At 39.5% G+C, this 26,835-nt stretch carries 29 protein-coding genes and 1 pseudogene; 12 read left to right on the forward strand and 18 right to left on the reverse strand.

Going from position 1 to position 26,835, the window contains the following annotated elements:
• Positions 1–13: 13 nt before the first annotated feature.
• From Q9Q86_RS09820 to secF, 6 genes are all read left to right on the forward strand, one after another.
• Positions 14–1,042, forward strand: a complete 1,029-nt coding sequence (locus tag Q9Q86_RS09820; RefSeq protein ID WP_112987466.1) for a hypothetical protein — start codon at positions 14–16, stop codon at positions 1,040–1,042.
• Positions 1,043–1,121: 79 nt separating this feature from the next.
• Positions 1,122–1,691, forward strand: coding sequence for a LemA family protein (locus tag Q9Q86_RS09825; protein ID WP_112987465.1), 570 nt, complete (start codon positions 1,122–1,124; stop codon positions 1,689–1,691).
• Between the two features lie 162 nt (positions 1,692–1,853).
• The gene (tgt, locus tag Q9Q86_RS09830) at positions 1,854–2,984 is read left to right on the forward strand and encodes a tRNA guanosine(34) transglycosylase Tgt (RefSeq protein WP_112987464.1); all 1,131 of its coding nucleotides are present in this window, start codon (positions 1,854–1,856) and stop codon (positions 2,982–2,984) included.
• A gap of 111 nt (positions 2,985–3,095) precedes the next feature.
• Positions 3,096–3,425, forward strand: coding sequence for a preprotein translocase subunit YajC (gene yajC / locus Q9Q86_RS09835; protein WP_004908970.1), 330 nt, complete (start codon positions 3,096–3,098; stop codon positions 3,423–3,425).
• 51 nt (positions 3,426–3,476) lie between these two features.
• Positions 3,477–5,378, forward strand: a complete 1,902-nt coding sequence (secD, locus tag Q9Q86_RS09840; protein ID WP_004964104.1) for a protein translocase subunit SecD — start codon at positions 3,477–3,479, stop codon at positions 5,376–5,378.
• A gap of 10 nt (positions 5,379–5,388) precedes the next feature.
• Positions 5,389–6,357, forward strand: coding sequence for a protein translocase subunit SecF (gene secF, locus Q9Q86_RS09845; protein ID WP_004908975.1), 969 nt, complete (start codon positions 5,389–5,391; stop codon positions 6,355–6,357).
• Positions 6,358–6,435: 78 nt separating this feature from the next.
• Here secF and Q9Q86_RS09850 read toward each other — a convergent pair whose 3' ends face one another.
• The 17 genes from Q9Q86_RS09850 to Q9Q86_RS09930 all read right to left on the reverse strand — a co-directional run bounded on the left by Q9Q86_RS09850 (position 6,436) and on the right by Q9Q86_RS09930 (position 22,282).
• The gene (locus tag Q9Q86_RS09850; RefSeq protein ID WP_004908977.1) at positions 6,436–7,092 is read right to left on the reverse strand and encodes a 4'-phosphopantetheinyl transferase superfamily protein; all 657 of its coding nucleotides are present in this window, start codon (positions 7,090–7,092) and stop codon (positions 6,436–6,438) included.
• 65 nt (positions 7,093–7,157) lie between these two features.
• On the reverse strand, positions 7,158–8,567 hold the full coding sequence (gene der, locus Q9Q86_RS09855; RefSeq protein ID WP_004908978.1) for a ribosome biogenesis GTPase Der: 1,410 nt from the start codon (positions 8,565–8,567) through the stop codon (positions 7,158–7,160).
• A 177-nt stretch (positions 8,568–8,744) separates the two neighbouring features.
• Positions 8,745–9,887 carry an outer membrane protein assembly factor BamB gene (gene bamB, locus Q9Q86_RS09860; RefSeq protein WP_004908980.1) on the reverse strand — a complete coding sequence of 381 codons (1,143 nt, stop codon included), beginning with the start codon at positions 9,885–9,887 and terminating at the stop codon, positions 8,745–8,747.
• A complete protein-coding gene (locus Q9Q86_RS09865) occupies positions 9,887–10,585 on the reverse strand; it encodes a tetratricopeptide repeat protein (RefSeq protein WP_004950316.1) in 699 nt (232 codons plus the stop codon). The genes bamB and Q9Q86_RS09865 overlap by 1 nt, the downstream gene beginning before the upstream one ends.
• Positions 10,586–10,616: 31 nt before the next feature.
• On the reverse strand, positions 10,617–11,909 hold the full coding sequence (hisS, locus tag Q9Q86_RS09870; RefSeq protein ID WP_075696795.1) for a histidine--tRNA ligase: 1,293 nt from the start codon (positions 11,907–11,909) through the stop codon (positions 10,617–10,619).
• Complete coding sequence (gene ispG, locus Q9Q86_RS09875) at positions 11,906–13,021, reverse strand: flavodoxin-dependent (E)-4-hydroxy-3-methylbut-2-enyl-diphosphate synthase (RefSeq protein ID WP_004908985.1); 1,116 nt, start codon at positions 13,019–13,021, stop codon at positions 11,906–11,908. The genes hisS and ispG overlap by 4 nt, the downstream gene beginning before the upstream one ends.
• 24 nt (positions 13,022–13,045) lie before the next feature.
• Complete coding sequence (locus Q9Q86_RS09880) at positions 13,046–13,837, reverse strand: RodZ domain-containing protein (RefSeq protein ID WP_004950312.1); 792 nt, start codon at positions 13,835–13,837, stop codon at positions 13,046–13,048.
• Complete coding sequence (gene pilW / locus Q9Q86_RS09885) at positions 13,828–14,628, reverse strand: type IV pilus biogenesis/stability protein PilW (RefSeq protein ID WP_004908991.1); 801 nt, start codon at positions 14,626–14,628, stop codon at positions 13,828–13,830. Before pilW ends, Q9Q86_RS09880 begins: the two co-directional genes overlap by 10 nt.
• A gap of 16 nt (positions 14,629–14,644) precedes the next feature.
• The gene (gene rlmN / locus Q9Q86_RS09890) at positions 14,645–15,880 is read right to left on the reverse strand and encodes a 23S rRNA (adenine(2503)-C(2))-methyltransferase RlmN (protein WP_004950309.1); all 1,236 of its coding nucleotides are present in this window, start codon (positions 15,878–15,880) and stop codon (positions 14,645–14,647) included.
• A 121-nt stretch (positions 15,881–16,001) separates the two neighbouring features.
• The gene (ndk, locus tag Q9Q86_RS09895) at positions 16,002–16,433 is read right to left on the reverse strand and encodes a nucleoside-diphosphate kinase (protein ID WP_004908995.1); all 432 of its coding nucleotides are present in this window, start codon (positions 16,431–16,433) and stop codon (positions 16,002–16,004) included.
• A gap of 106 nt (positions 16,434–16,539) precedes the next feature.
• Positions 16,540–16,740: a Fe-S cluster assembly protein IscX gene (gene iscX / locus Q9Q86_RS09900; protein ID WP_004652532.1), complete on the reverse strand. Its 201-nt coding sequence runs from the start codon at positions 16,738–16,740 to the stop codon at positions 16,540–16,542.
• Positions 16,741–16,822: 82 nt separating this feature from the next.
• Positions 16,823–17,374, reverse strand: coding sequence for a phosphatase PAP2 family protein (locus Q9Q86_RS09905; protein ID WP_004908998.1), 552 nt, complete (start codon positions 17,372–17,374; stop codon positions 16,823–16,825).
• A gap of 27 nt (positions 17,375–17,401) precedes the next feature.
• On the reverse strand, positions 17,402–18,718 hold the full coding sequence (locus Q9Q86_RS09910) for a glycosyltransferase family 1 protein (RefSeq protein ID WP_171293790.1): 1,317 nt from the start codon (positions 18,716–18,718) through the stop codon (positions 17,402–17,404).
• Between the two features lie 124 nt (positions 18,719–18,842).
• On the reverse strand, positions 18,843–19,682 hold the full coding sequence (locus tag Q9Q86_RS09915) for a symmetrical bis(5'-nucleosyl)-tetraphosphatase (protein WP_112987462.1): 840 nt from the start codon (positions 19,680–19,682) through the stop codon (positions 18,843–18,845).
• Entirely contained in the window at positions 19,682–20,494 is an 813-nt protein-coding gene (gene rsmA / locus Q9Q86_RS09920; protein WP_004950303.1) for a 16S rRNA (adenine(1518)-N(6)/adenine(1519)-N(6))-dimethyltransferase RsmA, read from the reverse strand. The genes Q9Q86_RS09915 and rsmA overlap by 1 nt, the downstream gene beginning before the upstream one ends.
• 32 nt (positions 20,495–20,526) lie before the next feature.
• Positions 20,527–21,495, reverse strand: a complete 969-nt coding sequence (pdxA, locus tag Q9Q86_RS09925) for a 4-hydroxythreonine-4-phosphate dehydrogenase PdxA (protein ID WP_004909007.1) — start codon at positions 21,493–21,495, stop codon at positions 20,527–20,529.
• Between the two features lie 118 nt (positions 21,496–21,613).
• Entirely contained in the window at positions 21,614–22,282 is a 669-nt protein-coding gene (locus Q9Q86_RS09930) for a hypothetical protein (protein ID WP_112987461.1), read from the reverse strand.
• A gap of 261 nt (positions 22,283–22,543) precedes the next feature.
• Here Q9Q86_RS09930 and rplM point away from each other — a divergent pair, with 261 nt between their 5' ends.
• From rplM to Q9Q86_RS09960, 6 genes and pseudogenes are all read left to right on the forward strand, one after another.
• Positions 22,544–22,972, forward strand: a complete 429-nt coding sequence (gene rplM, locus Q9Q86_RS09935; protein WP_004909012.1) for a 50S ribosomal protein L13 — start codon at positions 22,544–22,546, stop codon at positions 22,970–22,972.
• A 12-nt stretch (positions 22,973–22,984) separates the two neighbouring features.
• Positions 22,985–23,371: a 30S ribosomal protein S9 gene (gene rpsI / locus Q9Q86_RS09940; RefSeq protein WP_004909015.1), complete on the forward strand. Its 387-nt coding sequence runs from the start codon at positions 22,985–22,987 to the stop codon at positions 23,369–23,371.
• Between the two features lie 132 nt (positions 23,372–23,503).
• Positions 23,504–24,160: a glutathione S-transferase N-terminal domain-containing protein gene (locus Q9Q86_RS09945; RefSeq protein ID WP_112987460.1), complete on the forward strand. Its 657-nt coding sequence runs from the start codon at positions 23,504–23,506 to the stop codon at positions 24,158–24,160.
• Between the two features lie 14 nt (positions 24,161–24,174).
• Positions 24,175–24,600: a ClpXP protease specificity-enhancing factor gene (locus Q9Q86_RS09950; protein WP_087539377.1), complete on the forward strand. Its 426-nt coding sequence runs from the start codon at positions 24,175–24,177 to the stop codon at positions 24,598–24,600.
• An 18-nt stretch (positions 24,601–24,618) separates the two neighbouring features.
• Positions 24,619–25,281, forward strand: a complete 663-nt coding sequence (locus tag Q9Q86_RS09955; protein ID WP_087539375.1) for a hypothetical protein — start codon at positions 24,619–24,621, stop codon at positions 25,279–25,281.
• 393 nt (positions 25,282–25,674) lie between these two features.
• Positions 25,675–25,794: pseudogene (locus tag Q9Q86_RS09960) on the forward strand (roadblock/LC7 domain-containing protein); the annotation flags it as partial.
• 53 nt (positions 25,795–25,847) lie between these two features.
• Here the strand turns inward: Q9Q86_RS09960 and Q9Q86_RS09965 are convergent.
• Positions 25,848–26,780: an IS5 family transposase gene (locus Q9Q86_RS09965; protein ID WP_041525416.1), complete on the reverse strand. Its 933-nt coding sequence runs from the start codon at positions 26,778–26,780 to the stop codon at positions 25,848–25,850.
• Positions 26,781–26,835: the final 55 nt, after the last annotated feature.

Here is a 26,835-nt window from a genome sequence, read left to right on the forward strand (position 1 = left end):
TTTAAATACGCTTATGCCGATCGATACAGTACAACAAGCATTACATATAAGACGTAAAAAAAATGCTCAAGTTTTTCGCAATATCGCTCGGCTGTGGGAAGCGGGACAATCATCACACACGGATCAAGCATTACTAGATGCCTTGCATCCGTGGCGTGAAGATCACAGCCTGCGTTTTTTTAATATTTTGCCTTATTTATTGGCAACAATTAGTCTAAGTACTTTAATCTTTGGCTATTTTCTACACCCCCATCTACAATTTATTTGGAGTTTTTTGGGTGCTTTTTTGACAGGTTTTCTTGCTTATCTACTTTATGAGTCAAAACAACCACTTGAACAAGTGATTGAATATTTAGAACAAAGAATGATTCAACTTCGTTATGGTTTAAACTTCCAACAACTCCCTGCTTATCTTCCGATTCAGGCGCAACCATTACTTGTAATAAGTAAATTGAAGCAATCTTTCCCACTGTTTAATCGTGGAACTGAATCAAATGAAATTACACATTATGCTTCTACCGTTTGGGACGATGGAACGACTAAACATCAAGTCCTGATTTTTAAATACCATTACGTAACTGAAATGCCAATTTTGCAAGATGGCAATAGCGATAAAAAAATCGTCAAAGAAATCCATAAAGATTTATGGGGTGCTTTTGTTTTTCAAATGCCGAATTTGGGCATTGCTGTTAGTGATCAGCGCTCTCGTTTTTTTGAACCGTATACTCGCTCATGGCAAAGCAGTGATATTTTAATTAATCAGAAACTCAATATTTTTGGTCTAGATCAGCATCAACTTGCAAAAAGTATTAGCCCAAGTTTGACACTCAAGTTACATGATTTTTTTGAACATTTTTCAGGTGATTTAATTTATCATCATGAAGAACAGATTTTATGTTATCTCGGTGAACAAGATCTTTTCCGAATCACGAGTAAACATGATGCAATCCACGATATACCAGCATTGAGAGGTCATTTACGAACCATGACGATGCCTGAATATCAGCGTTTTCAACAATTGATGCTTAATTTAATTCAATAAATAGCCGATAAATCTTTTTAGAACAAAGATAAATGGAATATACGCTGTTCCATTAAGGCAACAATAACGAGGTAAGGTCATGACTGGTTTAATTATTTTCTTGGGGATTTTTGTTCTTTTGATTGTATGGGGCATTCATATTCGCAATACGATTGTACGCTACTTTAATGCGACCAAACGTGCATGGTCAGAAGTGGCCAATTTTGAACGTCAAAAAGTTAAAACGCTTGAATCTTTAGAAACGACCTTGAGCCGTTACACTGAGTTTGAAAAATCAACCTTAGAAAAAGTAACTGAGCTTCGTCAGCAGATCCTTAATTTAAATGTTAATGATACTGATATTTCTCAACTACAAAGCATCGAAAAAATGAGCAAAGAACTCATTCGCAGTCTCAACGTTGTTGTTGAAAATTATCCTGAGCTTAAAGCTGATACGCTTTACAGCAAAATGATGGATGATATTCAGGAACAAAATGAAAATGTCGGTGCTGCTATTACGATCTTTAACCGTAATGTTGAGTTATTCAACAATCATATCCAGATTTTCCCAAATAATTTGATCAATACAATGACACTGTCGAAGAAAGAAATTCGTCCTTTCAAAGATAATTTAGCGACTGAAAATTTTGACTATAGACCAAATTTTTAAAAGTAAATTTAAACATTTAAAAGCCAATTTCAGCTTCGTTTTGAAATGGCTTTTTTATTTTTTCTCTATAGCTACATTTAGTAGTAGAACTACACACCATAATCAAGGAAAATAGCCGTTTTTGATCAGCGAACTGTTTTTTCGCCTTGATGGATTGGTGTCATGCAATTTGAAAAATTAGGTCAGTCGGGACGCGCCCGTCGTGGTCGACTCACTTTAGAACATGGTGTTGTTGAGACACCTGTATTTATGCCCGTTGGTACTTACGGTACTGTAAAAGGCATGTTGCCTCGTGATATTGAAGAGATTCAAGCACAAATTATTTTGGGTAACACCTTCCATTTATATTTACGCCCTGGCTTAGAAGTGATTAAAGAGCACGGCGGTCTGCACGAGTTTATTCAATGGGATAAACCAATTTTGACTGACTCAGGTGGTTTCCAAGTATTTAGCTTGGGCGCAATGCGTAAAATCAAAGAGGAAGGCGTGACTTTCCGTTCTCCAATTGACGGTTCAAAAGTTTTCTTATCTCCTGAAATTTCGATGGAAATTCAGCATGTCTTAAATTCAGACATCGTGATGATTTTTGACGAGTGCACACCTTATCCAGCAACACATGAAGAAGCTCAGAAATCATTACAGCTTTCTTTACGTTGGGCAAAACGTTGTAAAACCCACCACCACGATGAACTTAAGAATAAAAATGCATTATTCGGCATCATCCAAGGTGGTATGTACGAGGATTTGCGTGATGAATCTCTTGCAGGCTTACTCGAAGTCGGTTTCGATGGTTATGCGATCGGAGGTCTCTCTGTAGGTGAACCTAAAGAGGAAATGATCAAAGTTCTTGATTATTTACCAAACAAAATGCCTCAGGATAAACCTCGCTATTTGATGGGTGTAGGTAAGCCAGAAGATATCGTTGAAGCGGTTCGTCGCGGTGTTGATATGTTTGACTGCGTAATGCCTACACGTAATGCACGTAATGGTCATTATTTTGTCACTGATGGTCTGGTAAGAATTCGTAATAGCAAATATCGTCATGATAAAGGACCTTTAGACCCTCATTGCGACTGTTACACTTGTAAAAACTTTACTCGTGCCTATTTATATCATTTAGAGAAGTGCGGTGAGATGTTGGCATCGATGCTCGGTACGATTCATAACTTACGTTATTACCAACGCCTTACTCAAGGCCTGCGTGATGCTCTAGATAATGGTACGTTTGACGAGTATGTTCAAGACTTTTATGCCCGTCGTGGTTTAGAGGTTCCACCCTGCCCTGAAGATTAATGTATAAGTAAATGCATCAAGATTTGCGCCTAAACGCAAGACAAGGTACATTGCAAAACGAATTGGAATTTAATCGTAATTTTTCGCTTTATCTTTTATTAGGAAATTAAAATGAGCTTTTTCATTTCTACCGCTCACGCTGCTCCTGCAGCAGCTCAAGGCCCAAGCTTAATGGCAAACTTATTGATGATTGCTGTTTTTATTGCAATCTTCTATTTCTTGATCTGGAGACCTCAAGCTAAACGTGCGAAAGAACACCGTTCTTTGATCGAAAGCTTAGGTGTAGGAAGTGAAATCGTTTTTGCTGGTGGTTTAATGGGGAAAATCACGAAGCTTGATGGTGACTTCGCTGTTGTTGAGTTAAGCCGTGGCGTAGAAGTAAAAATCCAACGTGCAAGTGTCATTTCAGTATTACCTGAAGGCACACTAAATAACCTTTAATCATAAAATAGTCGTGCCTCAGCACGACTTTTTCATTTAAGAAGAAAACGAATGCGTTACCCTGCATGGAAATATTTACTGATTCTCGTCGTTCTCGTGATCAGTACGTTATATGCACTTCCAAGTCTGTATCCTGATGAACCTGCTGTCCAAATTTCTGGTGCAAAAGCAGGGACACAAATTGATCAAACGGTTGTGCAAAAAGCTGAGCAGATTCTGAAAGCTGCCAACATCAGTAGCCATGATAATAGTTTCACCAACAATGCGGCATTATTACGTTTAGACACTTCAGAAGCTCAATTAAAAGCGAAAGAAGTGCTACGTCGTGATTTAGGTGAAGACTACGTGGTTGCACTTAACCTTGCGCCAACCACACCTGAATGGTTGCAAAAGATTGGTGCAAAACCGATGAAACTCGGTTTGGACTTACGCGGTGGTGTACACTTCTTGCTCGAAGTCGACATGGATAAAGCGATTAGCCAACGTATGGAAACATCGGCAACTGATCTGCGTCGTCAATTTCGTGACAACAAAATCAAATTTAATAATTTAGCACTGAATAACAATACCATTACTGTTCAGTTTGCCAATACAACTGACCGTGATGCAGCAGCAGATTTCTTACGTCGAAATGGCAATGAGTTCACACAGCAAGCACTAGCAAGTACAGATGGTGCTTTACTAAAACTCAACTATACAGATGTTCGTCGTCAAGAAATTCAATCTTACGCGGTGAATCAAAACTTAACGACCCTACGTAATCGTATTAACGAGTTAGGTGTTGCTGAAGCATTGGTACAAACTCAGGGTAGCAACCGTATCGTGGTTGAGTTACCTGGCGTTCAAGATACTGCTGAAGCAAAACGTGTCTTAGGTCGTACAGCAAACTTAGAATTCCGTTTGGTTGCTGATAGTAATGATCAATATATTGACCCATATACAGGAAAATATAATGGTCAGCCGCTTCCTCCAGGCACGGAATTATTTGCCTATGAATCACTGGATAGTGGCCGACAGCTTCTGTTAAATCGTAACCGTATTTTGACAGGTGAACGCGTTCAAAATGCAAGTTCTGGTTTTAGCCAAGACTCTGGTGGTGCAGAAGTTAATATTACGTTAGACACTGCTGGCGGTAAGCTCATGGCAGATGCAACACGTAATGCTGTTGGCAAACGTATGGCTGTATTGTTTATTGAAAATAAACAAAAAATTAGCTATGTCACTGATCCAGCTACAGGTACTCAAACAGAAGTCCGCACACCGTATACTGAATCTGTTGTGATCAATGCCGCAACTATTCAGGCCGTTTTGGGTTCACAGTTCCGTATCACGGGGCTTGACTCTCCACAGGAGGCGGCTGAACTGGCGTTGATGCTTCGTGCAGGTGCCTTGGCTGCGCCAATGTACTTCGTGGAAGAACGTGTGGTTGGTCCTAGCCTCGGTCAAGAAAATATTGATGCAGGTGTATTATCGACTCAGATTGGTTTCATTCTTGTTGCAATCTGGATGGTGGTATTCTTCCGTTTGTTTGGTGTAATTGCGAATTTCGCTCTGGTATTTAACCTTGCGATGATTCTTACTGTTATGTCTTGGTTAGGTGCTTCCCTTACCCTTCCTGGTATTGCAGGTATCGTGATTGGTATCGGTATGGCTGTCGATGCAAACGTTCTGATCTGTGAACGAATACGAGAAGAAATGCTGTGGGGTGCCTCTCCAAAACAAGCCATTGTTGCGGGTTATGATCGAGCCTATAACACTATTTTTGACTCGAACTTAACGACGTTTATTGTTGCATTTATCTTATTCGCTATCGGTACAGGCCCTATTAAAGGCTTCGCTGTGACGCTTATGATTGGTATCGTATGTTCGATGTTTACTGCGATTACAGTAACACGTGCGATCGTACAACTCATTTATGGCAAACGCCGTAATTTGACTAAGTTGAGCATTTAAGGAGATTCATATGACTGATCTGACTCAACAAGACTCAAAACAATACGGTCGTCCTGATGATGCAAAAATCATCCCATTTATGAAGATAGCAAAACCTGCTGCAATCTTCTCAATCTTGCTGACCATCGTAAGTATCTTTTTTATTGCGACGAAAGGTCTAAACCTCGGTTTAGACTTTACAGGCGGTGTATCAGCTGAGTTGAATTATGCTCAGGCAGTTCAACCTGCTCAAGTTTCACAAGCATTAGATCGTGCTGGATTTAAAGATGCTGTTGTACAAACTTTAGGAAGTAATACTGACCTAATTGTACGTATGCCAGTACAAGAAGATTTAAACGTAGCAGACCTAAGTGAAACGATTACTAAAGCAGTGCAGTTACCAAACAATGCTGCTGAAGTACATAAAGTTGATGCTGTAGGCGGTCAAGTCGGTAATGAGCTATACATTCGCTCTGCGGGTGCATTAGCGCTTGCGATGATTCTGATGTTGATCTACGTGACGATTCGCTTTGAATTCAAACTTGCGATGGGTGCTGTATTATCGTTATTCCACGATATCATCATCATTATTGGTACATTTGCTTTATTCCAATGGCAATTTGATTTAAGCGTACTTGCAGCGATTCTTGCGGTAATGGGTTTCTCACTTAACGATAACATCGTTGTCTCAGACCGTATTCGTGAAAATTTCCGTAAGATTCGCGGTGCGACACCACGTGAAATTGTTGATATCGCATTAACAGAAACTTTACGTCGTACCATTCATACCTCAATGACATTGTTACTTGTAGTTCTAGCAATGATGTTTGTTGGTGGTGATGGTCTGCATTTATTCTCTGTTGCCATGTTTGTCGGTGTATTCGTTGGTACCTATTCATCGATTTATATCGGAACAGCATTTGCATTATGGCGTGGTCTTAACCGTCAAGATTTTATTGTTCAAGTTAAACCTGAATTTGAAGAAGATCATATTCCTTAAAGTTTTCCACAAATACAGATTAAAAATGCCAGTGTTATCACTGGCATTTTTTGTAGGTGATCATTTTTAAATTAGTATTTAGTCATGTTGAATTACCTGAATATCAGGAAACTGGAAACCTCTACAAGAGAGTTCAGCTCGCCAAGCTATAGTCAATATAATTTTTTGATTCAACGAAAAGTTCTGATAACCAAATGTTCCAATTAAAGGATGTGAACACATCCCTCCCTGCTGTTCTGGATGTACATTTGTATTCAGAGTATTCAGATCCAAACGGATACCCAGACCCGAAGCTTTTAAAACAGCTTCTTTGGTCGTCCAAACTTTAAACCAGTACTCCCTATCTTCATCCAACTGTTGCCAAATTTCATATTCTTTGGGATGAAAAGCATGTTTAGCAAAAGCATCAAAACGCACTTTGCGTTCCAATTCCTCGAGATCAACACCAATATCCAGAATTTGATCACTTAGTCCTAACACATAGCTTTTTTTGCTATGTGAATGGTTAAAGTTGAGCATATGAGAAGTTAAATAAGGTTTACCATGCTCGTGTTTGGCAAAATCTAAATCACTAAGATCACATCCGAGATGTTGTGATAGTAATTGATTACGAAACTGCTTAATCTGTTGTTTTTTATAATCATTAAATGAGCGAAAATCAGAAAAATCGCTTTGCTGTAAATCTAAAATGTTATCTAACGTTTGAACATGTAATTCAATCTTACGCTGACTCATCGATCATGTCCTTATTGATAAAAAAAACCCAAATTAAAATTTGGGTTTTGATGACACTCAAAAAATTATCGCTTAAATTTCTTTTCAGCCTTTTTGAATTTCTGAATATAACGACGCTTACGTGCTGCAACGCGCTCATCCACTTGAGACTTACGCCCTTCGAATGGATTTTCAGAAGTTTTAAAATCGATTTTTACAGGGGTGCCTTCCAGTTTATAAACCTTACGAAACACGTTTTCTAAATAGCGACGGTAATCCGCAGGTGTCTTATCCACTTTATTCCCGTGAATCACAATCGTTGGTGGATTTTGTCCACCCATATGCGCATAACGCATTTTGATACGACGACCACCAATTGAAGGCGGCTGATGTGCTTCAGTCGCATCATTTAGAATTTGCGTTAATTTAGCTGGTGATACTTTCAGATTTGAAGATTCATAGGCACGATGAATAGATGGGTATAATTCGCCTACACCTGTACCGTGTAAAGCTGAGATCAAATGAATCTTTGCCCAAGGAATGAAATCGAAACGACGTTCAACATCGAGTTTACATTGCTTACGATCGTACTCGGTCATGTTGTCCCATTTATTGATGGCAATCACCATCGCACGACCCGCTTCAAGCGCATAACCGATCAAATGTAAATCTTGTTCAACAATCCCTTCACGAGCATCAACTACAACGACAACTACATGTGCATCTTTCATTGCTTGCAAAGTTTTTACGATTGAGAATTTCTCAATCATTTCATCAACCTTACCTTTACGACGCACCCCTGCAGTATCAATCAACGTATATTGACGACCATCTCGTTCAAATGGGATATAAATCGAGTCACGTGTCGTACCTGGTTGGTCAAATGCAACTACACGTTCTTCACCAAGTAAGCGGTTGACCAATGTTGATTTACCAACGTTAGGACGACCAATAATGGCTAAACGTAAACCTGTATTTTTATTATGCTCTTCTGGATTCTCATCTTCAGGTACTTCGGCTAATACCTCTTCAAGCATTTGCTGAACACCACGACCATGACTCGCAGCAACTTGCATCGGTTCACCCATACCGAGCTTATAAAACTCAACAAGGGCTGCTTCAGCATGTACACCATCAACTTTGTTAGCAACTAAGTAAACTTTTTTACCCAATGTACGTAGTTCACGGGCAATTTGCTCATCTGATGCTAAAAGTCCAGCACGCGCATCAACTACAAAGATAATAATATCAGCTTCATGGATCGCAGTTTTTGACTGCTCCGCCATGTAAGAGTCAATACCACCCTCATTTTCACCGATACCACCTGTATCAACCACAATAAAGGATTTGTTTTGATAAACCGCGTCACCATATTTGCGGTCACGAGTTAAACCAGCGAAGTCAGCAACCAAAGCATCACGGCTTTTTGTGATTTGGTTAAATAGCGTTGATTTTCCGACGTTTGGACGACCAATGAGCGCAATAACGGGTTTCATAAATTAACCTTAATTCAGACGAGCCATCGTTGATGACAGCATTCTAGAAACAGTATGGAAGATTTTGGTGATTTAAAAAATCACAATAAAAATTCGGGGTTTTGTATACACAAATACCCCGATCATTCTTTTATTAGCAACTGCTAATTAAGCATTTTAACACAAGCGTAGGAAAAATTAACGATTCTGCCAAATGCTTAATGCACCTTTTCGTGTTGCCACATAAAGTTGGTCATTGATGACACGTAAGGACTGCACTTCACCGCTGGTTTTTGCACGCCCAACTAGTTTACCTGACGCTGGATCAATCAAATGCAAAACACCATCTAGATCACCAACCACAAGGTTTTGACCAAGTACAACTGGGTTACTCAGTTGGCGATTCAGTAATTCTTCATTTTGCCAAACCAACTCACCTGTCGCTAAATTGTAAGCATTTAATTTGCCATCAACAGTTGAGATGAAAACTTTATCTTCTGCGACTTCAGGACGATTAGTACTACTTGCATCCTCGCTCCACACCACACGTTGTGTCGCTAAGTCAGTGACAGTGACTTGACCTTGGAAGCTTGTTGTAACCAAATATTGACCAGCAACAACAGGATCACCAACAATGTCGATTAAACGCTGGATGTCTGAGCGCCCTTCACTGATTGCAACACGGCGTTGGAAACGTGGGACTCCACTAATTACATCCAAGCCATAAACATAAGCATTTGCAGAAGCGACTAAAACTGTTCGCTCATCTAATGCCACTGGTGCTGGTTGACCACGTAAACTGAATTGAACATTTGGTAATTTATAGGCCCAAACTTGCTGCCCTGTAACTGCATCATGAGCAAAAACAGTACCGTCATTTGCAATCGTAATCACACGCCCTGATTGGATTAATGATGGAGATAAAATGGCACCAGACAATTGTGCTGTCCATTTTTGTTCGCCAGTCATTTGATCAAGAGCAAATAATTGACCTTTTCGGTTGCCGATAATCACAATGCCTTCAGCAGCTTCCACGCCAGCAGTTAGCTCTTGTTTGGTAATTTTACTTTTCCAAAGTCGATCTTTACCTTTGTAAGCAGAAACCTGACCGTCTGGATCAATCGCAAAAATCACACCATTATCTGTGTCCAATTGCAAACGTAATGCTTCAGCAGCATTCGTTGAAGAAACACTTTGCGAAAATACAAGGTTAAGACTTTGTTGTTGCTGTATTTTTGGCAAAGGATTCGGTTTTGCTTCTTTAACTTTGTTGCTCGAACATCCAACCAATAAGGCTGAAGCAACTGCAATTGCCAAAGGGAGTTTTAGTATATTCTGCATTAAGACTCATCCACTTTAGTATCTAAGATTGGGCGTTCAAAATCAGGATCATCTACTAAAACGCCAACACTTTCGAGTTTAATTTGTAAAAGCTGACGTTCTTGCTTACGTTCAAGTACATTATTCCATGCACTTTGATACGCCTTACGTGCAGATTCAACATCTTTTTTAGCAACATAAATATCGCCACGCAACTCATCTACTGTTGCTTTAAAAGCAGGTTCAGAAACATTAGATAAGGTTTTTAGAGCCTCATCATATTTTTTCTGTGCCAATTGCGAATCAGCTAAACGTATTTTCACAATTTGCATTAAACCTGCATCTTTAACTTTTGAGTTTTCGACTTTCTTTAATGCTTTTTCAGCTGCAGCATAATCTTGTTTTTCATATGCTAGCTTAGCCAAAATGAATTGCGTCTGAATTGCTTGCACTGAATCAGCATCATCTTTCACAATCTTATCAGCAGCTTCTGATACCGTCGCAAAAGCATTGGGTTGACCCGCAACCGCTTTAGCTTCGTCCATGAGCTTTTGGACTTTAGCTGTTTGATTCTGTGATTCAGCCAAATTCTTCTTTTGCCAATATTCCCAACCAAAAAAGGCAATCAAGGCAATGAGAATTCCGCTAATCATGGCAGAACCATATTTTTTGGCAAACGACTTTAAACTGTCGAGTTGTTCTTCATCACTTAAGCTCATGTGATTGTCCTTTTCCTAAATATTGTGCAATTTATTGTTTAAATTTTTCGAGCAAAAATGCTGTCAATTCAGTGACCGCAACTTGAGATTGTTCCCCTGTCGCAAGCTCTTTAACCAGAAGCTGTTGTGATTCCCACTCACGCTCACCTAAAATCACCGCATAGATCGCGCCAGATTGATCTGCTTTTTTCATTTGGCTTTTCATGCTGCCCTGAGAACCCGTTTTGAAACGAATCGAACTGTTGACTGCCTCTAACTGATCACGGACTTGTTCAGCCAATACCAATGCTTTCGCTTGGTAAGCAGGCTCAGCCAATAAGAACACTTCGCAATCACGAACTGGTTTAGCTTGTTCAACTTGCTCAAGCAAAAGCAGCAAACGCTCCATTCCCATCGCAAAGCCGACTGCAGGAACCGATTGATCTGCTTTACCTTTGAGTTGTCCAACTAGACCATCATAACGACCACCAGCACATACTGTACCTTGTGAACCCAACATGGTTGTTGTCCATTCAAATACAGTTTTGTTGTAGTAGTCTAAACCACGTACTAACTTTTGATTAATAACAAACTGAATGCCAGCATCTGTTAAATATTGCTGTAATTGGTTGAAATGGTTTAATGAGTCTTCTTTCAAGAAATCATGTAGCTTCGGTGCATTTTCTAGAATTTTTTGTGTCGATTCAATTTTAGAATCTAGGATACGAAGCGGATTCGTAGTCAAACGACGCTGTGAATCCTCATCTAATGCATCTTTATGCTCATTGAGAAAGGCAACCAATGCATTACGATATTCTGTACGCTCATCAGTTTCGCCTAAAGTGTTTAACTCAAGTTGAACTTTATCCGCGACACCCATACGATTCCACAAACGCGCCGTCATAAGGATGATTTCAGCATCAATATCTGGTGTCGCCACACCAAAAGTTTCGACACCAAATTGGTGGAACTGACGATAGCGACCTTTTTGTGGTTTTTCATAGCGGAACATTGGACCGACATACCATACACGTGGAGTTGCCCCACGAAGTAAGTTATGTTCCAACATTGCACGCACACAACCTGCAGTACCTTCAGGACGTAAGGTTAATGATTCAGGTGGATTACCTTTATCAAAAAAGGTATACATTTCTTTTTCAACGATATCCGTTGCATCGCCAATCGCGCGCTTAAATAAACCAGTTTGCTCGACAATAGGTAAACGAATTTGCTGATAACCGTAAGCATCCATCAAAGATGCAAGTTGTTGTTCCAGACTTCTCCATGCCGCTGTTTGCGATGGAAGGGTGTCATTAAAACCTTTAATAGCGACAATTGAACTCATGATGAACTACGAATAATTTCTTTAGATTTTGCTTCTTCAAGCTCTTGAACACGTTGACGAACCATCGACTCGATTTCATCAACCAACTGATTTGTATCAATCAAATGGCTTTTTTCACCATTGCGATAAACAAGTGAACGCGGCGACGCACCAACGACACCAATATCAGCTTCTTTAGCTTCCCCTGGTCCGTTGACTTTACAGCCAATCACAGATACATCCATTGGTGTGCGGATATCTTCCAAACGCTCTTCCAATGCTTGCATCACTTGAATAACATTAAATTCTTGACGTGAACAACTTGGACACGCAATGAAATTAATACCATTCGAACGTAAACCTAATGATTTTAAAATATCAAAACCAATTTTAATTTCATCTTCTGGTTCTGCAGCTAGCGAGATACGCATGGTATCGCCGATGCCTTCCATCAGTAACCCACCAAGTGCAATTGCTGATTTCACCGTTCCAGTACGATAGATGCCTGCTTCAGTCACACCAAGATGCAGAGGATTATCAATTTGTTGTGATAATAAACGGTAAGCATCCATAGTTAAAAATACATTCGATGCTTTTACACTAACCTTAAATTCATGAAAGTCTAAACGATCTAAGATATCAATATGACGCATCGCAGACTCAAGCAATGCCTGACCCGTTGGTTCGCCATATTTGACTTGCAGATCTTTCTCTAAAGAACCTGCATTCACCCCGATACGAATTGAAATGCCATGATGTTTTGCAGCAGCAACGACTTCACGCACTTTTTGATCTGAGCCAATATTACCTGGATTGATACGAAGACAATCTGCCCCATAATCCGCGACAGCCAAAGCAATACGATGGTCAAAATGAATATCAGCAACTAAAGGAACCGAAACGCGTTTTCTAATCGCACCGAAAGCTTCAGCAGCCTCCATAGATGGCACTGAAACACGCATGATATCGGCACCAGCATCTACACAACGCTGAATTTGTGCAACTGTGGCATCGACATCACAAGTTTCTGTATTTGTCATACTTTGAACACTGATCGGCGCATCACCACCGACATACACCGAACCAACACGAATTTTTCGTGTCGGGCGGCGCTTAATTGGGTTCACGATCATCGTATAGCTCTACTCTAATTGGCATTAACGAGACAAACGGAATTCTGCTTTTCCATTAACGGTGTATGGAGATAAGGAGATTTGCTCTTGGTTTAAACTCAATGACACAGCAGTTGCATCATCCAAACGTATTTGGAATGGTGACTCACCACTGAGTGTCAATGTAGATGATTGACGACCTGTTGCCAATACTTTACCAGTCGCATCAACAATATGAACTGATGTTGGACGACTAAAACCAAGCACCAACTGATCACCTGATGTAGTTACGGTATTGCCCATTGGAAGAATTTCGACATCTGAATTCGTCACTTTTGGTACATCAACTTCATCTTTTTGACTTGAGGTCCAGTTCTGTACAGCCATTACAGCCAGCCACCCCAAAACAAGTACAGCAACTAAAATCGATAAACGTTTTAGCCATTTACGATTACGTACACTTTTAGAGCCTGAAAGTTTCCCCATAATTTTAATTGGAGAGTTATTCAAAGCATGATTTGCTTTTAAGCCTGTATCGTTTGCGTAGATTTCATCAAAACGTTGAATGATCACACTGGCATCTGCATTTAAGCATTTGGCATACGCACGATAGTAACCTTTGATGAAAGTTGCTTCTGGCAATGATTTATAATCATCTTGCTCTAATGCCGTTAACGTTTTAACAGGCATATTCAAAACGTTTGCAATCTCTTCAAGTTCTTTCTTTTGTGCAATACGAATTTGACGCAAATACTCACCTGGTCGTTGAATATTTCCTAACGTAGACGAAGGTGAGGTTGAGCCAGTTGGCTGATGTGAATTTGGATTTATTTCCATACGGCCTCAGTACTGTACTGTAATTGCAAATAACGTTGATATTCTGGACTATCAGGAAATAAAGCACGCATTTGATTCACTAATACTTGCATTCCTAATTGATCCGCATTCGCTCGAGCAATGCGTATACCGATCCAAAGTGCACGAGCACCTTGATTTTTCTGCCCGACATTACGAACGTATTGTTCATAAAGTTGCGATGCATCTCTATTATTTTGTTGCAAATAGAAAATTTCGGACAACTCTAACATTGAAATTGTCGAATTTCGATTTGCTTGTAAGGCTTGCTTGAATGATTTTTCAGCATTCGCAACATCACCCAGTTTTAAATAGATTCGACCCAAGTTTTCCAACGATTGGTAACGCTGTTCGTAACCTAACGTCGCACCTGCAACGGTAAATTGCTCAATCGCCTCATTATAACGTTGCATTTGATACAAATATGTACCGTAATTATTACGAGCTTGGGCATTATCGGGTTCTGAAGAGATTGCTCGCTTAAAATAAGCTTCTGCTTTCTCCATGTTTGGTTTGCTGCCTTCTTGTTGCAACAAAACACCCATCATCATATTGGCAGTAGCATCACGTGGATCAATTTTTAAAGCTTGATCAAGGGAGCGTTTCGCTGAATCCAAATCACGTGTTCGAATATATTCAGCAGCGAGTTGAGTTCGGACTTGTACTGCCTTTTCTGGATCTTTTCTTAACGTTGTTGATTGGCAGGCAGTCAAACCTAATACAGTAAACACAACAGTAGTAGCTAAAATCGTTTTTAGTCGAGTTGTATTCAACGCTTTTCCCCTAAGATTATCCTTGTGTACGCAATATTTCTTGTCGTTGCGCCACTTTCTTTTTCCATTGTTCTGCACGGCGAGTTCGGTCTGCAACTTGCCCAACCAATTGACCACATGCTGCATCAATATCATCACCACGTGTCTGACGAATCGTACACACAAATCCTGCATCAGACAAAGTTTTTTGGAATGCAATAATACGATTTCTGCTTGAACGACCATATGGTGCATGCGGAAATGGATTAAATGGAATCAGGTTGATTTTACTTGGTAGATTTTTTAATAATTTTAATAATTGTTGAGCATGCTCAGGCTGATCATTGACACCTTCAAGCATGACATATTCAATCGTGACATGACGACGTGCGCTTTCATTACCATCTTTGGCTAAATAGCGCTGACAAGCAGCGATTAACTGTGCTAATGGGTATTTTTTATTAATTGGCACTAACTCGTTACGTAACTCATCATTTGGCGCATGTAAAGAAATTGCCAAAGCAACATCAATATCTTGTGCAAGTTGGTCAATCTTCGGTACAACTCCAGAGGTCGATAAAGTTACACGGCGTTTAGACATACCATAAGCGAAATCATCTAGCATTAACTGCATAGAACTCAACACCGCATCATAATTGAGTAATGGTTCACCCATACCCATCATTACGACATTAGTTACAGTTCTTTCACGCTCAGCAACAGGCACATCTTCCATATAAGAATAATTTGCCATCCAAAGCTGACCAATAATTTCAGCAGGTGTTAAGTCACGTTGGAAACCTTGTTTACCCGTTGAACAGAATGAACAATCAAGCGCACATCCAACTTGAGATGAAATACAAAGTGTTTTACGCGCACCCGTTTTGTCTTCTGCTGGAATGAGTACAGTCTCAACTAAAGACCCCTCACCATCTCCTACACGGAAAACCCATTTACGAGTACCATCTTTAGAATAATTACGGTGTACAACTTCAGGAGCTTTGATTTCACAAATTTTTTCTAATTTTTCGCGAAGTTTGCCCGAGATATTGGTCATCTCAGCAAAATCAGTAACAAAATATTGATGAATCCATTTCATCACTTGACCAGCGCGAAACTTCTTTTCACCTAATTCTTCAAAAAAGGCTTCTAATTCTGTACGTGACATGCCAAGTAAATTTACTTTTTTATCGGCAGCTTGGACGACAGATGTAGAAACAGACTGTTGTTTTTCATCCAAATTTTCTGATGAAACGACCACTGCAGAACTCATGTATATTTACCTAAACGATATCAGCACTAGAAAATATTGTGCATTATCCACACAATTCAATCTATAAAAAACAAAAAACCAGATAAGTAGTATACCACTTATCTGGCTTGAATACTTTGGATTAACGAGTGCGTGGGCAAATCTCGTTATCAGCAAAGAAGTAAGCGATTTCACGCTCAGCAGAAGCTACTGAGTCAGAACCGTGAGCAGCATTTTCATCAATGCTTACAGCGAAGTCAGCACGAATCGTACCTGGAGCAGCTTCTTTAGGGTTTGTAGCACCTAAGATTTCGCGGTGAGCAAGAACTGCATTTTCACCTTCAAGAACTGATACAACAACTGGACCAGAAGTCATGAAAGCAACTAAATCACCAAAGAAACCACGCTCTTTGTGCTCTGCATAAAAACCTTCAGCATCAGCTTGAGAAAGGTGTTTCATTTTAGTCGCAATGATTTTCAAACCCGCTTTTTCGAAACGAGCAAAAATGTCACCGATGTGGTTTTTAGAAACTGCATCTGGTTTTACGATAGATAAAGTACGTTCAATCGCCATGATTGACTCCTATTATGTGTAAACTAAAAAATTTGCCGCATTATACCGATGTAATCGTTAATAATCAGCTTGAATATCTAAAAGTTCTGAGATTTGTGATAAATTTTTAACGAACTTCGTCTAACCAAGCCATTTGAATGGCTTCAAGCAAACCTTCTGTCGACTTATTTGGATCATCGCTAAAGTCTGGTAATGCGCAAACCCATGCATGTAAATCAGTAAAACGAATCCATTGTGGATCCACATCTGGATGTGCTTCAGTGAGTTCAATCGCAATATCAATCGTATCTGTCCAACGTAAACCCATGAGTTAACCTAATAGAATGTGATTATTGAACGTACTTTAACAAATGATGTGTTTTAAGAGATAGTGATGACCACCAAAAATATCATAAAATCACGTTAAAACTTGGCGCGAGTAAGATAATGGTGCTAGCTACCGATGCACCAATGATCGCACCAACAATCACATCACTCGGATAATGCAGACCAAGCACCATACGAGATAAAGCGACCAGTATGGTAAACGGCAACATCAGAATGAGTAAAAGTGGTTGTATATAACCTAATGTGATTGTCACCATCACTGCGTGCAAAGTGTGCCCCGAAGGAAAGCTAAAATGATCTAAAGGTCGCTCACCTAGTACAATCACCTGATGCACTTGATAAGGTCGAGGACGGGTCGTTTTATTTTTCAAGAATTTATAAATGAGTGTCCCTATAGAACCCATCACAACGAGATAGAGTATATTCAGACCGTATGCCAAACCCTGCATTGTCCAAACAGACAACAACATGACATACCAAAATGGTCCATCTCCCAAACGACTAATCGTTTTAAAAAATAGTGCAATACGTTGTGACTGTGATAGATGGTTAAGGTAAACACAGCCTTTTAAATCGAGATCGAGCATTTTTATTTTTGCATTTTCAAATTTCATATTTTTTCTCCTCTTAATGAGAATTGCTTAGGTCACGGTCATGGGAGACTCCTTTGCGACCTGATACAGTGCTTGTTCTAATTGTTGTACGGGATACTGCCAGCTATTCGACTGAACGCTTTCACTCGCCAGTTGCCCCATTGCTCTTAATTGCGTTATCGCAGGTAAATTACAGATTAATTCAACAAATTCAGTTGTGTTACCCAAAGGTGTTAGCCAGCCAGTCTGACCATGTTTGACGTGCTGATGAGCACAAACATAATCATAAGCAACAACGGCTAGACCACTTGATATCGCTTCTAAAACGACATTCCCAAAGGTATCTGCCTGACTAGCGAAGGTAAAAACGTCCGCACTCGCGTAAGCAGCGGCAAGATCTTGTCCACTCAAATTACCAGTAAAAATAATATCTTTTGAGTTTGCTAATTTTGTTAGACGGACACGATCAGGACCATCGCCAACGATCACAAACTTAATATTGCAACCTTGCTGAGCTTGTAATGCATGAAAGCTCTTAATGAGAACATCTACTTCTTTTTCTGGAGATAAACGCCCCACATATAGCATCACGCGAGTATCTGTATCAGCCCCCCAACTTTGACGTAGTTTTTGAGATCGATGCTTGGGCGAAAATTTTTCTACATCCACTCCACGACCAACCACAACCAACGGACATGTCACACCAAAACTGCGTAATGCTTGTTCAGTAAATTGGCTAGGGACACAGGTTACGTCAGTACTGTTATGAAACCATGTTAGATATCGCTGGATGGGTTTGACTAAAAAAGCCAAATCAAAAAAACGACTAAAATCATGGAAAGCTGAATGAAATCCACTTGAGACTGCAATTTTTTTACTTTTCGCAGCTTGTAAGGCTGTTAAACCTAATGGCCCCTCTGTCACGATATGCACAACATCAGGCGCAAATTTTTCAAAAGCTTTGGAAACTTTAAGATATTGTGGCCAACCGAACTGAACACTTGGGTATTTGGGTACAGGTTGTGACAGCACTAAGCACTCTTGATCAGGGTGAAATTCTGTACATACTTCTTTTTGGATCGGGCGTACCAATAAAATTTTATGCCCTAATCTTTGTAATCCTTGACACAATTGCATCATCGACATCGCGACACCATTAATTTCTGGTGGCCAAGTTTCAGTAACAATTGCGATTCTTAAACGTGGGCGAACTAAATCTCGAAGTTCAGACAATTCATCTTGTTTGTTTTTAAGTTGCTTCCTTTTAAAGTAAAACTTAAAGCTTTCAGGAAACTGTTCTTGCTCTAAAAGAGATGTCGCGTATGTACTTTGCATATCGCCATCCATTTGTGTCGTTATTTTCATGCTTTAAAGCTTATAAATATTTTTTGACACTTTAATGATCAGGATGTGACAGTTTTTTGACAAGCCATAACAACAAATACCCAATATCGGATAAATACTGGGCATTTTATAAAATATAGAAAAACTATTGTATTGGATTATCTATCGCAAAGATCTGCTGATCTTCTAAACGATATGCAAGCAACCGCTGCCCCCAAACACAACCACCATCTACATTCTGAATGTTGGCATTAATTGTTTTTCCCTGTAAAGCTGCCCAATGCCCAAAAATAATATGGTGTGTTTTCGCAGCCAAACTTTCATATTCAAACCAAGGCTTAAACCCTTCAGGCATTGGAGCATCTAAAGCATCTTTAAATTTAAACTCTAAACGCCCATCAATATCCGTTAAACGCATACGAGTCAGATAATTGGTAATACATCGTAAACGCTCAGCACCTGATAATTCATCAGTCCACAAATCAGGTTGCTCTCCATACATTTCCCGCAGAAAAGCATCCAAAACGCTCAGATCTTCATGTCCGACAGCGTGTTGCACCTCTTGAGCAAGCTCCACGGTTTTTTCAGCTGACCAAATATGGGGAATCCCAGCATGGGTAATAAGCGTAGTGGCATTTGGCGACAAACTTAATGGCTGTTTGCGCAACCAATCGATGAGTTCATCACCATCAATCGCATCAATTACATCTTGAGTCCGATCTTTGTCTTTGATTTTCTTAAACCCACGTGCACAGGCAATCAATGTCAGATCATGATTACCTAATACAGTTGCAGCAGCACCACGATCAGCAAGTTTTTTGACGAAACGCAATACACCGACCGAGTTTTCACCACGCGCGACCAAATCACCAGCGAACCAAAGAAAATCCTGATCAGGATCGAAACGGATCTCTTTTAAAAGTGCTTTTAATGCTTCAAAACAACCCTGCACATCACCAATCACATAGTTATAGCGTTTAGACATCAAGACACCATTTGGTCAGATAAAGCCACAAAGTCAGCCAAACTTAATGTTTCAGGACGAGCCATCGGATCTACACCAGCTTTCTCAAAGCCGTCTTCAGCCAACATACCTTTCAAACTATTACGCAATGTTTTACGACGTTGTGTAAAGACGTGCCCAACTAAGCGAGCCAAAGCTTTTTCATTTTTTGCAATAATTGGCTTCGTCTCATAAGGCTCCAAACGAAACACGGCTGAAGTCACTTTAGGTGGTGGGTTAAAGGAACCTGGTGGCACTTCAAATAAGAACGTTGGTTTACAGTAATACTGAATCATTACAGATAAACGTCCATATTCTTTGGTGTTTGGTTCGGCAGTAATACGATCCACTACTTCTTTCTGCAGCATAAAATGCATGTCTTTGACTTTATCGCCAAACTCTAAGAGATGAAAAAGCAATGGCGTTGAAATATTGTACGGCAAGTTCCCTACTACGCGGAGCGGACGCCCTTCTTGGAATAATTGGGTAAAGTCATATTTCAAAGCATCTGCTTCAACAATAGTGAGTCGCTCAGGATGTGGTACTCGACCAGGTAAACCTGCTGCCAAATCTCGGTCAAGTTCGACTACGGTTAAAGCATCGCACTCACCGATCAATGGAGAAGTTAAAGCCGCTAAACCTGGACCAATTTCAACTATATTGTCGCCCGCACGAGGATTCACTGAGCGTACAATTTTGGCAATCACACGTTGATCATGTAAAAAGTTTTGACCAAAACGTTTTCGAGCCTGATGCCCTTCATCTTTAGGGTTTAGGGCATTAATTTGATACATAATAATTCCAATGCGAATAATTGGCTCGTTAATCAATCACGAGCGAGATCAAGTGCTAAATCAACTGCGACATGCAAGCTAGACGCTTTTGCTTGCCCAGTACCAGCAAGAGAAAGTGCTGTACCATGATCAACCGAAGTTCGAATAAATGGCAAGCCTAAAGTAATATTGACTGCTTCACCAAAGCCCTGTGATTTTAGCACAGGTAAACCTTGATCGTGATACATGGCTAAAACTGCATCCGCATCTTTTAAATTTTCAGAGGTAAACAAAGTATCTGCTGGTAAGCTCAGACTCATTTGGACACCTTGAACACGATACTCTTCCAAAACAGGATTGATCACATCAATCTCTTCACGTCCTAAATAACCATCTTCACCTGCATGAGGATTCAACCCGCATACCAAAATACGTGGTTGGTTAATTTTAAATTTTGTTTTTAAATCATGAATCAAAATATCAATGACTTGATGCAATCGCTCTTGAGTAATAGCATCTGGAACATCACGTAATGGCAAATGCGTTGTCGCCAATGCTACACGTAAGGTTTTAGTTGCTAACATCATCACAACACGATCAACGTGAGCAAACTCTTGGTAATATTCAGTATGTCCACTAAAGACAATTCCTGCATCATTGATAATCGACTTTTGTACAGGAGCTGTCGCAACACCTACGCTTTTTCCAGACAAGGCATAATCAGCTGAACGATGAAGTTGTTCTAATACATAAGAAGCATTCTCGGCATCTAAACAGCCTAAAATGACAGGTTTAGCAAGAGCAATATGCTCGACGTATAATTGACCATTCAAACTCGGTTCAGTCTGACCTGAGTATAGAACTAATTCAACCTCAAGCCCGAGTTGTTCTATCCGCTGTTTCAACATATCTATATCAGCTAAAACGACAACGGGACGCAAATCTTGTCTATTTGCCAAATTAAGACAAATATCAGGACCGATGCCAGCTGGCTCACCTGACGTGACATATAACGGCAGCATCTTACAGACCTAACTTGATTTCAATGCTAACTATTATATACCGCTATTAAATTTTGATTGAGTGCATTTGCTTTATTTTTGGTACTCAGTGAAATATCAAAAATAATTTGAGCAAAATTTAAGGCACTTTTACTTTTGGCAAATTAGATGGCACTAAGTTAGAAGGTGAGAAAGTTGGTGTTCTCGTCCATGGATTAATTTTAGGCTTATCTTTTTTCTCAGGTTGAGCAACCACGATTGCTTGTGGCTTTTCCTTTTTCTCAATAGTGATCGTTGTATTCGCAGTTTTCTCAGTCACAACTACAGTACTTGCAGCTTTATCAGCCACAGGATTAATCGGAGTTTCTTTTTTATCGTTAGTTTGTTGAGCAAGCTCAGTCTGTGATTCTTTCTTCTGAATTACATTTGATACAACTGTGCTGCTCATTGGAGTTGTATAAGGCTGAGCAGCAAGCACTCCTTGTTTCACAACAGTTTGAGTCGAAGGTTTCACTGTTTGAGTTGCAGCAGCTGAACTCGATGTTCCCTGAAGATTCATCGGATCAACTGGAATTTCGATAGGTTTCATTTCAGCTGTGACAGCCATCATCGGATCAACATGTTCATTACCACGACTTTCCAAAACCTCAAGTTTGCGTGTCGACCCTTCCTTCGGCTGAAATTCTGAATAATTTGTAATACTATTTCTATCCACCCATTTATAGAGCTTCCGAGCATGTGTTTGGGTTATGCTTAACTGTAAAAGCAAGACAGCTATGGCAATTTTTAAAAAAAACGACGAGTCCATCAAATTCCCCCAAAAAACATATAAGTACTTCTATTTTTTAAATATTTGGTATAAAAATAATAGGGCAGTTTTGAGTCCCTAACAAGCTAAAATTCGTTTCTGACACTTAATTTTAAGAACATTACAAAACTGGTCGAATATTCACAAAATATGACATTTCCAAAGGATTATTGTTGTGATGATCAATTAATTCATGTAGAATTCGGTCTCCTTTTGTTTGGGCGATTCCTTGCTCAAACCAACTATAATAGGTAGTGGTTAATGAAAACTCTCAGCGCTAAGCCAGCTGAAGTTCAACACGACTGGTACGTTGTTGATGCTTCTGGCAAAACTTTAGGTCGCCTTGCGACTGAAATCGCTCGTCGTTTACGCGGTAAGCACAAAACTTCTTATACTCCTCACGTTGACACTGGTGATTACATCGTTGTTATCAATGCTGAACAAGTTCAAGTAACTGGTAACAAGTCTCTAGATAAAAAATATTATCGCCACACTGGTTTCCCTGGTGGTATCCGTGAAACTAACTTCGAAAAGTTAGTTGCTCACAAACCAGAAGAAATTTTCCAACGCGCTGTAAAAGGTATGTTGCCAAAAGGTCCTCTTGGTTATGCTATGATCAAGAAAATGAAAGTGTATGCTGGTGCTGAGCATCCTCACACAGCTCAACAGCCACAAGTTTTGGACATCTAAGGGATACAGCACATGGCTACAAACTATGGTACAGGTCGCCGTAAGACCGCAACTGCACGTGTTTTCTTATCAGCTGGTACAGGTAAACTCGTAATCAACAATCGTACTTTAGAGCAATATTTCGGTCGTGAAACTGCTCGTATGGTTGTGCGTCAGCCTTTAGAGCTTTTAGAAGTAACTGAAAAATATGACCTTTACATCACTGTTAAAGGTGGTGGTATTGGTGGTCAAGCTGGCGCTATCCGTCACGGTATTACTCGTGCATTGATCGCTGCTGACGAAACTTTAAAACCTGCTCTTCGTCAAGCTGGCTTCGTTACTCGTGATGCTCGTGAAGTTGAACGTAAGAAACTTGGTTTACGTAAAGCTCGTAAACGTCCTCAATTCTCTAAACGTTAATCGTTTTACGAATTGGACAAAAACCTCGGATTTTTCCGAGGTTTTTTATTTTAGATTAAACAAAAGAATTCAAAGATGCTTTTGTATGATTTTTTTAGTATGCTAAAACGTTTATATAATTAGTTTTGTGATATGTCATCGGTTGAAAATACGCCTATTCAAGGCATTACGTTGTATAGTCATGCAGATGATTTCCGCTCACATTGGATTCGTTTCTTATTAGCTGAAAAGCAAATCAAATATCATCTAATTATCACAGATCATGAAGATGAAGATCTCGCTGATCTTAATCCCTACAATCAATTACCCATGCTGATTGAACAAAATCTAAAACTATTTTCAGCTACCGTAATTTCAGAATATCTAGATGATCGATATCGTCAAAATAAGCTGTATGCTGACGCACCGATGGCAAGAGCCGAACAACGTCAATATATATGGCGTTTTGAACAAGACTGGTTCAAACTTGCTGATCACATGCTAAAGCACGCAGACACATTAAATTTAGAACTTAAGCAAAAAGCACAAAAAGAGCTAAGAGATACGCTTATTTCGCTAACGCCTTTATTTCAACATTTCCCTTTTTTTATGTCTGAAACATTTTCGATTTTGGACTGTATCTTAGCCCCTATTTTTTTACGACTTAAAAACATGGGGGTTGAATTACCCCAACAGCACTGCCGCCCTATTTTTCTTTACTGTCACCGCATCTTCAACAGACCAGCATTTATCAAATCAATGACACCACAAGAAAAAAACAGCTACAATGAGTTAATTTCAACGATTTAATAAGCTTATAAGTTATGTCAGAGCAATTGAATTTCAGCCCTACACGCCCCTATCTTGCCCGCGCAATTTATGAATGGATCTGTGATAACCAACTCACACCATATCTACTCGTAGATGCAACCCAACCGCATACCGAAGTGCCCTTACAATTTGTGAAAGATGGTCAAATTGTTTTGAATTTAGCGCCACATGCTATTCATCAATTACATATGAGTAATGAGGCCATTACTTTCTCAGCGCGTTTTGGTGGTGTAGCAAAAGACATCTACGTTCCTATTCAGGCTGTCTTGGGCATCTATGCGAGAGAAAATGGTCAGGGGTTATTCTTTGACCCAAGCGAATATGATGCTGTAGAAACAAACAATGTTGCTGAAACAGCTCCATCAACAGAAGTTGCTGAACCAAGTAAGAAAAAACCGTCCCTTAGAATTTTAGATTAAAATAAAAGGAAATCGAATATGGCGTTTGACCTAGTCCAATATTTTGCTGAACAAATAAAAATTCAAAAACCTCAACTCTTAAATCAGTATTCGGTAAAAGAAAAGGCTGTCTTCATTCAGGAGATCAATGCTCTTGCACTTGCTCGCCTAATCAGTCTCTGGAAGCAAAACGCTAAAAAACTATATCAAGAAATCCAAACTGCGGATCCTCTGTATATACAAGAAATTGCTAGGCATCTTACGACCTCACAGCATAATCAGTCAGCACTAGCTCCCAATGACTTAGAAACAAGTATTTCAGAGATTCTTGTTCTTCAACTCAATGAATTAAATCAACTCGATCAAACAGGTCATTTTGGTCAAATTGGGATGTCAGAATTGTTATTAGGACAAATCGAACATCTTTCTGGCCAGGCAGATGATTGGGTTTGGTCAAGTGCTCAATTAAATGAGTTAATTGGCTCAAAACCAGTTGAGCAAATAGATATTTCATTAGAAGCAACCATGCAGGAGTTCAATCAAATGGTAAATCAAGCACAACCGCATCATAATGATATTACTGAAGAAAATGAAACAAACATGATTGACTCGCCAAAATGGGCGTACATTGTTTCACCATTTGTTGCATTGGTCATTTTGCTATTTATGTATTGTTCATACAGCCAATTAATGATCAACTAAACACGTCAGAAAGATTCAGCAGGTATTTATTACCTGCTGAATCAATACCTTATAAGCACACTTATTTTCTGATAAAATTTTTAAGCTTGTCTAAGTAACATTCTATTTACATTTATTTACAATCAAAAAACCTACTTAAACCTACTTAAACCTATTTATTTATGTGAAACAACTCACAATAAAATTAAAATATAGTCCTCAATTATTATTTTATTTTGATAGCTTGAAAAAAATTGTCAATTTACAGCCATCTTGTGAATTAAATTATTTTAAAGCCCAATTGATTTAATTTTATAGATTCCTATAATGATATTAACTGCTTTTGAAGAATAATCTAAAACAAAAGTAGGGAATATAAATTCATAAACAAGATGTATTAGTAGAGATAATATCATGGCTAAAATTTCACTAGAAAGCTTAACAAATATTGATGGGTTCGTTGCAGCAGCGTTAGTAGATACAGAAAGCGGTTTAGCACTAGCAACTCAAGGTGGGGGATCAATTGATTTAGAACGGCTTTGTTGCACAAAGATTTGAAATGCAAAGCGCCCCTAATTGAGCCAAATTTAAGGCGTAACTTGGGTAAGTGGTCGACCTAATTCCGTAAATCTGTTAAGGACTGCTACACGTGCATGGATCTCATTCACTTGGCTATCAAAACTCCTTGCACTGAGTTTATCTCCTAATAATTTGATGCAATGCATCTTAGTTTCAACCAAACTTCGCCGATGATAGCCTGACCATTTTTTCCATAGTGTCCTGCCTAAACGCTTAACTGTTCGAAGTAATTCATTTCGCTCTAGCGAGCTACTCTTTGTATCTTTCCATGGTTTCGCATTTTTTCTAAGTGGAATCACCGCATGCCCTTGCCGATCTGCAATGACCTGACGGCATTGCTTGGTGTCATAAGCTCCATCGGTATAAACAGAGTCAATCTGCTCATCTTGTGGAATCTGATTAAGTAAATCACCAAGCACCTGTGAATCACTGACATTATTGGTTGTAAGCTGAACTGCTCGTATTTGTAGGGTTTTAGCATCTATACCAATATGAAGTTTACGCCATTGGCGACGATATTCAGGTCCATGTTTCTTGCGCTTCCATTCGCCCTCACCTAGAAACTTCATGCCTGTAGAGTCCATGAGTAGATGCAGCCCATCACGACTTTTTTGGTAGCTGATTACAATATCAATATGCTTTTGTCTTCTACAAAGCGTGGTGTAATCTGGAGCTATCCAATTTAATCCGCAAAGTTTAATCAGACTTTGCACAAAGCCAGTAACCATACGTAAAGACAGACGGAATAAGGATTTAATCATTAAGCAGCATTGGATGGCTGCGTCGGAGTAGGTTTGATTTCGCCCTTGTTTGCCTTTTGATGGAGCATACCATTGCGTAGCCGGATCAAACCAAATGGCAATATTTCCGCGACTCATAAGTGCTCGGTTATATGCGGGCCAATTGGTTGTGCGGTAGATTTTGTGTGTAGGCTTCTTCATTTGAAAATTATATCGCTGAAAAAGCCTTTACAGATAGGTTTGTGCAACAAAGCCA

The organism is Acinetobacter sp. A22 (assembly GCF_030913345.1).
Lineage (GTDB): Bacteria > Pseudomonadota > Gammaproteobacteria > Pseudomonadales > Moraxellaceae > Acinetobacter > Acinetobacter junii.

What these genes read in the sequence shown, in the direction of transcription:
- Q9Q86_RS09820 (WP_112987466.1), top strand. Translation starts at nt 14, where the DNA reads ATGCCGATCGATACAGTACAACAAGCATTACATATAAGACGTAAAAAA.
- Q9Q86_RS09825 (WP_112987465.1), top strand. Translation starts at nt 1,122, where the DNA reads ATGACTGGTTTAATTATTTTCTTGGGGATTTTTGTTCTTTTGATTGTA.
- tgt (WP_112987464.1), top strand. Translation starts at nt 1,854, where the DNA reads ATGCAATTTGAAAAATTAGGTCAGTCGGGACGCGCCCGTCGTGGTCGA.
- yajC (WP_004908970.1), top strand. Translation starts at nt 3,096, where the DNA reads ATGAGCTTTTTCATTTCTACCGCTCACGCTGCTCCTGCAGCAGCTCAA.
- secD (WP_004964104.1), top strand. Translation starts at nt 3,477, where the DNA reads ATGCGTTACCCTGCATGGAAATATTTACTGATTCTCGTCGTTCTCGTG.
- secF (WP_004908975.1), top strand. Translation starts at nt 5,389, where the DNA reads ATGACTGATCTGACTCAACAAGACTCAAAACAATACGGTCGTCCTGAT.
- Q9Q86_RS09850 (WP_004908977.1), bottom strand. Translation starts at nt 7,092, where the DNA reads ATGAGTCAGCGTAAGATTGAATTACATGTTCAAACGTTAGATAACATT.
- der (WP_004908978.1), bottom strand. Translation starts at nt 8,567, where the DNA reads ATGAAACCCGTTATTGCGCTCATTGGTCGTCCAAACGTCGGAAAATCA.
- bamB (WP_004908980.1), bottom strand. Translation starts at nt 9,887, where the DNA reads ATGCAGAATATACTAAAACTCCCTTTGGCAATTGCAGTTGCTTCAGCC.
- Q9Q86_RS09865 (WP_004950316.1), bottom strand. Translation starts at nt 10,585, where the DNA reads ATGAGCTTAAGTGATGAAGAACAACTCGACAGTTTAAAGTCGTTTGCC.
- hisS (WP_075696795.1), bottom strand. Translation starts at nt 11,909, where the DNA reads ATGAGTTCAATTGTCGCTATTAAAGGTTTTAATGACACCCTTCCATCG.
- ispG (WP_004908985.1), bottom strand. Translation starts at nt 13,021, where the DNA reads ATGATCGTGAACCCAATTAAGCGCCGCCCGACACGAAAAATTCGTGTT.
- Q9Q86_RS09880 (WP_004950312.1), bottom strand. Translation starts at nt 13,837, where the DNA reads ATGGAAATAAATCCAAATTCACATCAGCCAACTGGCTCAACCTCACCT.
- rlmN (WP_004950309.1), bottom strand. Translation starts at nt 15,880, where the DNA reads ATGAGTTCTGCAGTGGTCGTTTCATCAGAAAATTTGGATGAAAAACAA.
- ndk (WP_004908995.1), bottom strand. Translation starts at nt 16,433, where the DNA reads ATGGCGATTGAACGTACTTTATCTATCGTAAAACCAGATGCAGTTTCT.
- iscX (WP_004652532.1), bottom strand. Translation starts at nt 16,740, where the DNA reads ATGGGTTTACGTTGGACAGATACGATTGATATTGCGATTGAACTCACT.
- Q9Q86_RS09905 (WP_004908998.1), bottom strand. Translation starts at nt 17,374, where the DNA reads ATGAAATTTGAAAATGCAAAAATAAAAATGCTCGATCTCGATTTAAAA.
- Q9Q86_RS09910 (WP_171293790.1), bottom strand. Translation starts at nt 18,718, where the DNA reads ATGAAAATAACGACACAAATGGATGGCGATATGCAAAGTACATACGCG.
- Q9Q86_RS09915 (WP_112987462.1), bottom strand. Translation starts at nt 19,682, where the DNA reads ATGTCTAAACGCTATAACTATGTGATTGGTGATGTGCAGGGTTGTTTT.
- rsmA (WP_004950303.1), bottom strand. Translation starts at nt 20,494, where the DNA reads ATGTATCAAATTAATGCCCTAAACCCTAAAGATGAAGGGCATCAGGCT.
- pdxA (WP_004909007.1), bottom strand. Translation starts at nt 21,495, where the DNA reads ATGCTGCCGTTATATGTCACGTCAGGTGAGCCAGCTGGCATCGGTCCT.
- Q9Q86_RS09930 (WP_112987461.1), bottom strand. Translation starts at nt 22,282, where the DNA reads ATGGACTCGTCGTTTTTTTTAAAAATTGCCATAGCTGTCTTGCTTTTA.
- rplM (WP_004909012.1), top strand. Translation starts at nt 22,544, where the DNA reads ATGAAAACTCTCAGCGCTAAGCCAGCTGAAGTTCAACACGACTGGTAC.
- rpsI (WP_004909015.1), top strand. Translation starts at nt 22,985, where the DNA reads ATGGCTACAAACTATGGTACAGGTCGCCGTAAGACCGCAACTGCACGT.
- Q9Q86_RS09945 (WP_112987460.1), top strand. Translation starts at nt 23,504, where the DNA reads ATGTCATCGGTTGAAAATACGCCTATTCAAGGCATTACGTTGTATAGT.
- Q9Q86_RS09950 (WP_087539377.1), top strand. Translation starts at nt 24,175, where the DNA reads ATGTCAGAGCAATTGAATTTCAGCCCTACACGCCCCTATCTTGCCCGC.
- Q9Q86_RS09955 (WP_087539375.1), top strand. Translation starts at nt 24,619, where the DNA reads ATGGCGTTTGACCTAGTCCAATATTTTGCTGAACAAATAAAAATTCAA.
- Q9Q86_RS09965 (WP_041525416.1), bottom strand. Translation starts at nt 26,780, where the DNA reads ATGAAGAAGCCTACACACAAAATCTACCGCACAACCAATTGGCCCGCA.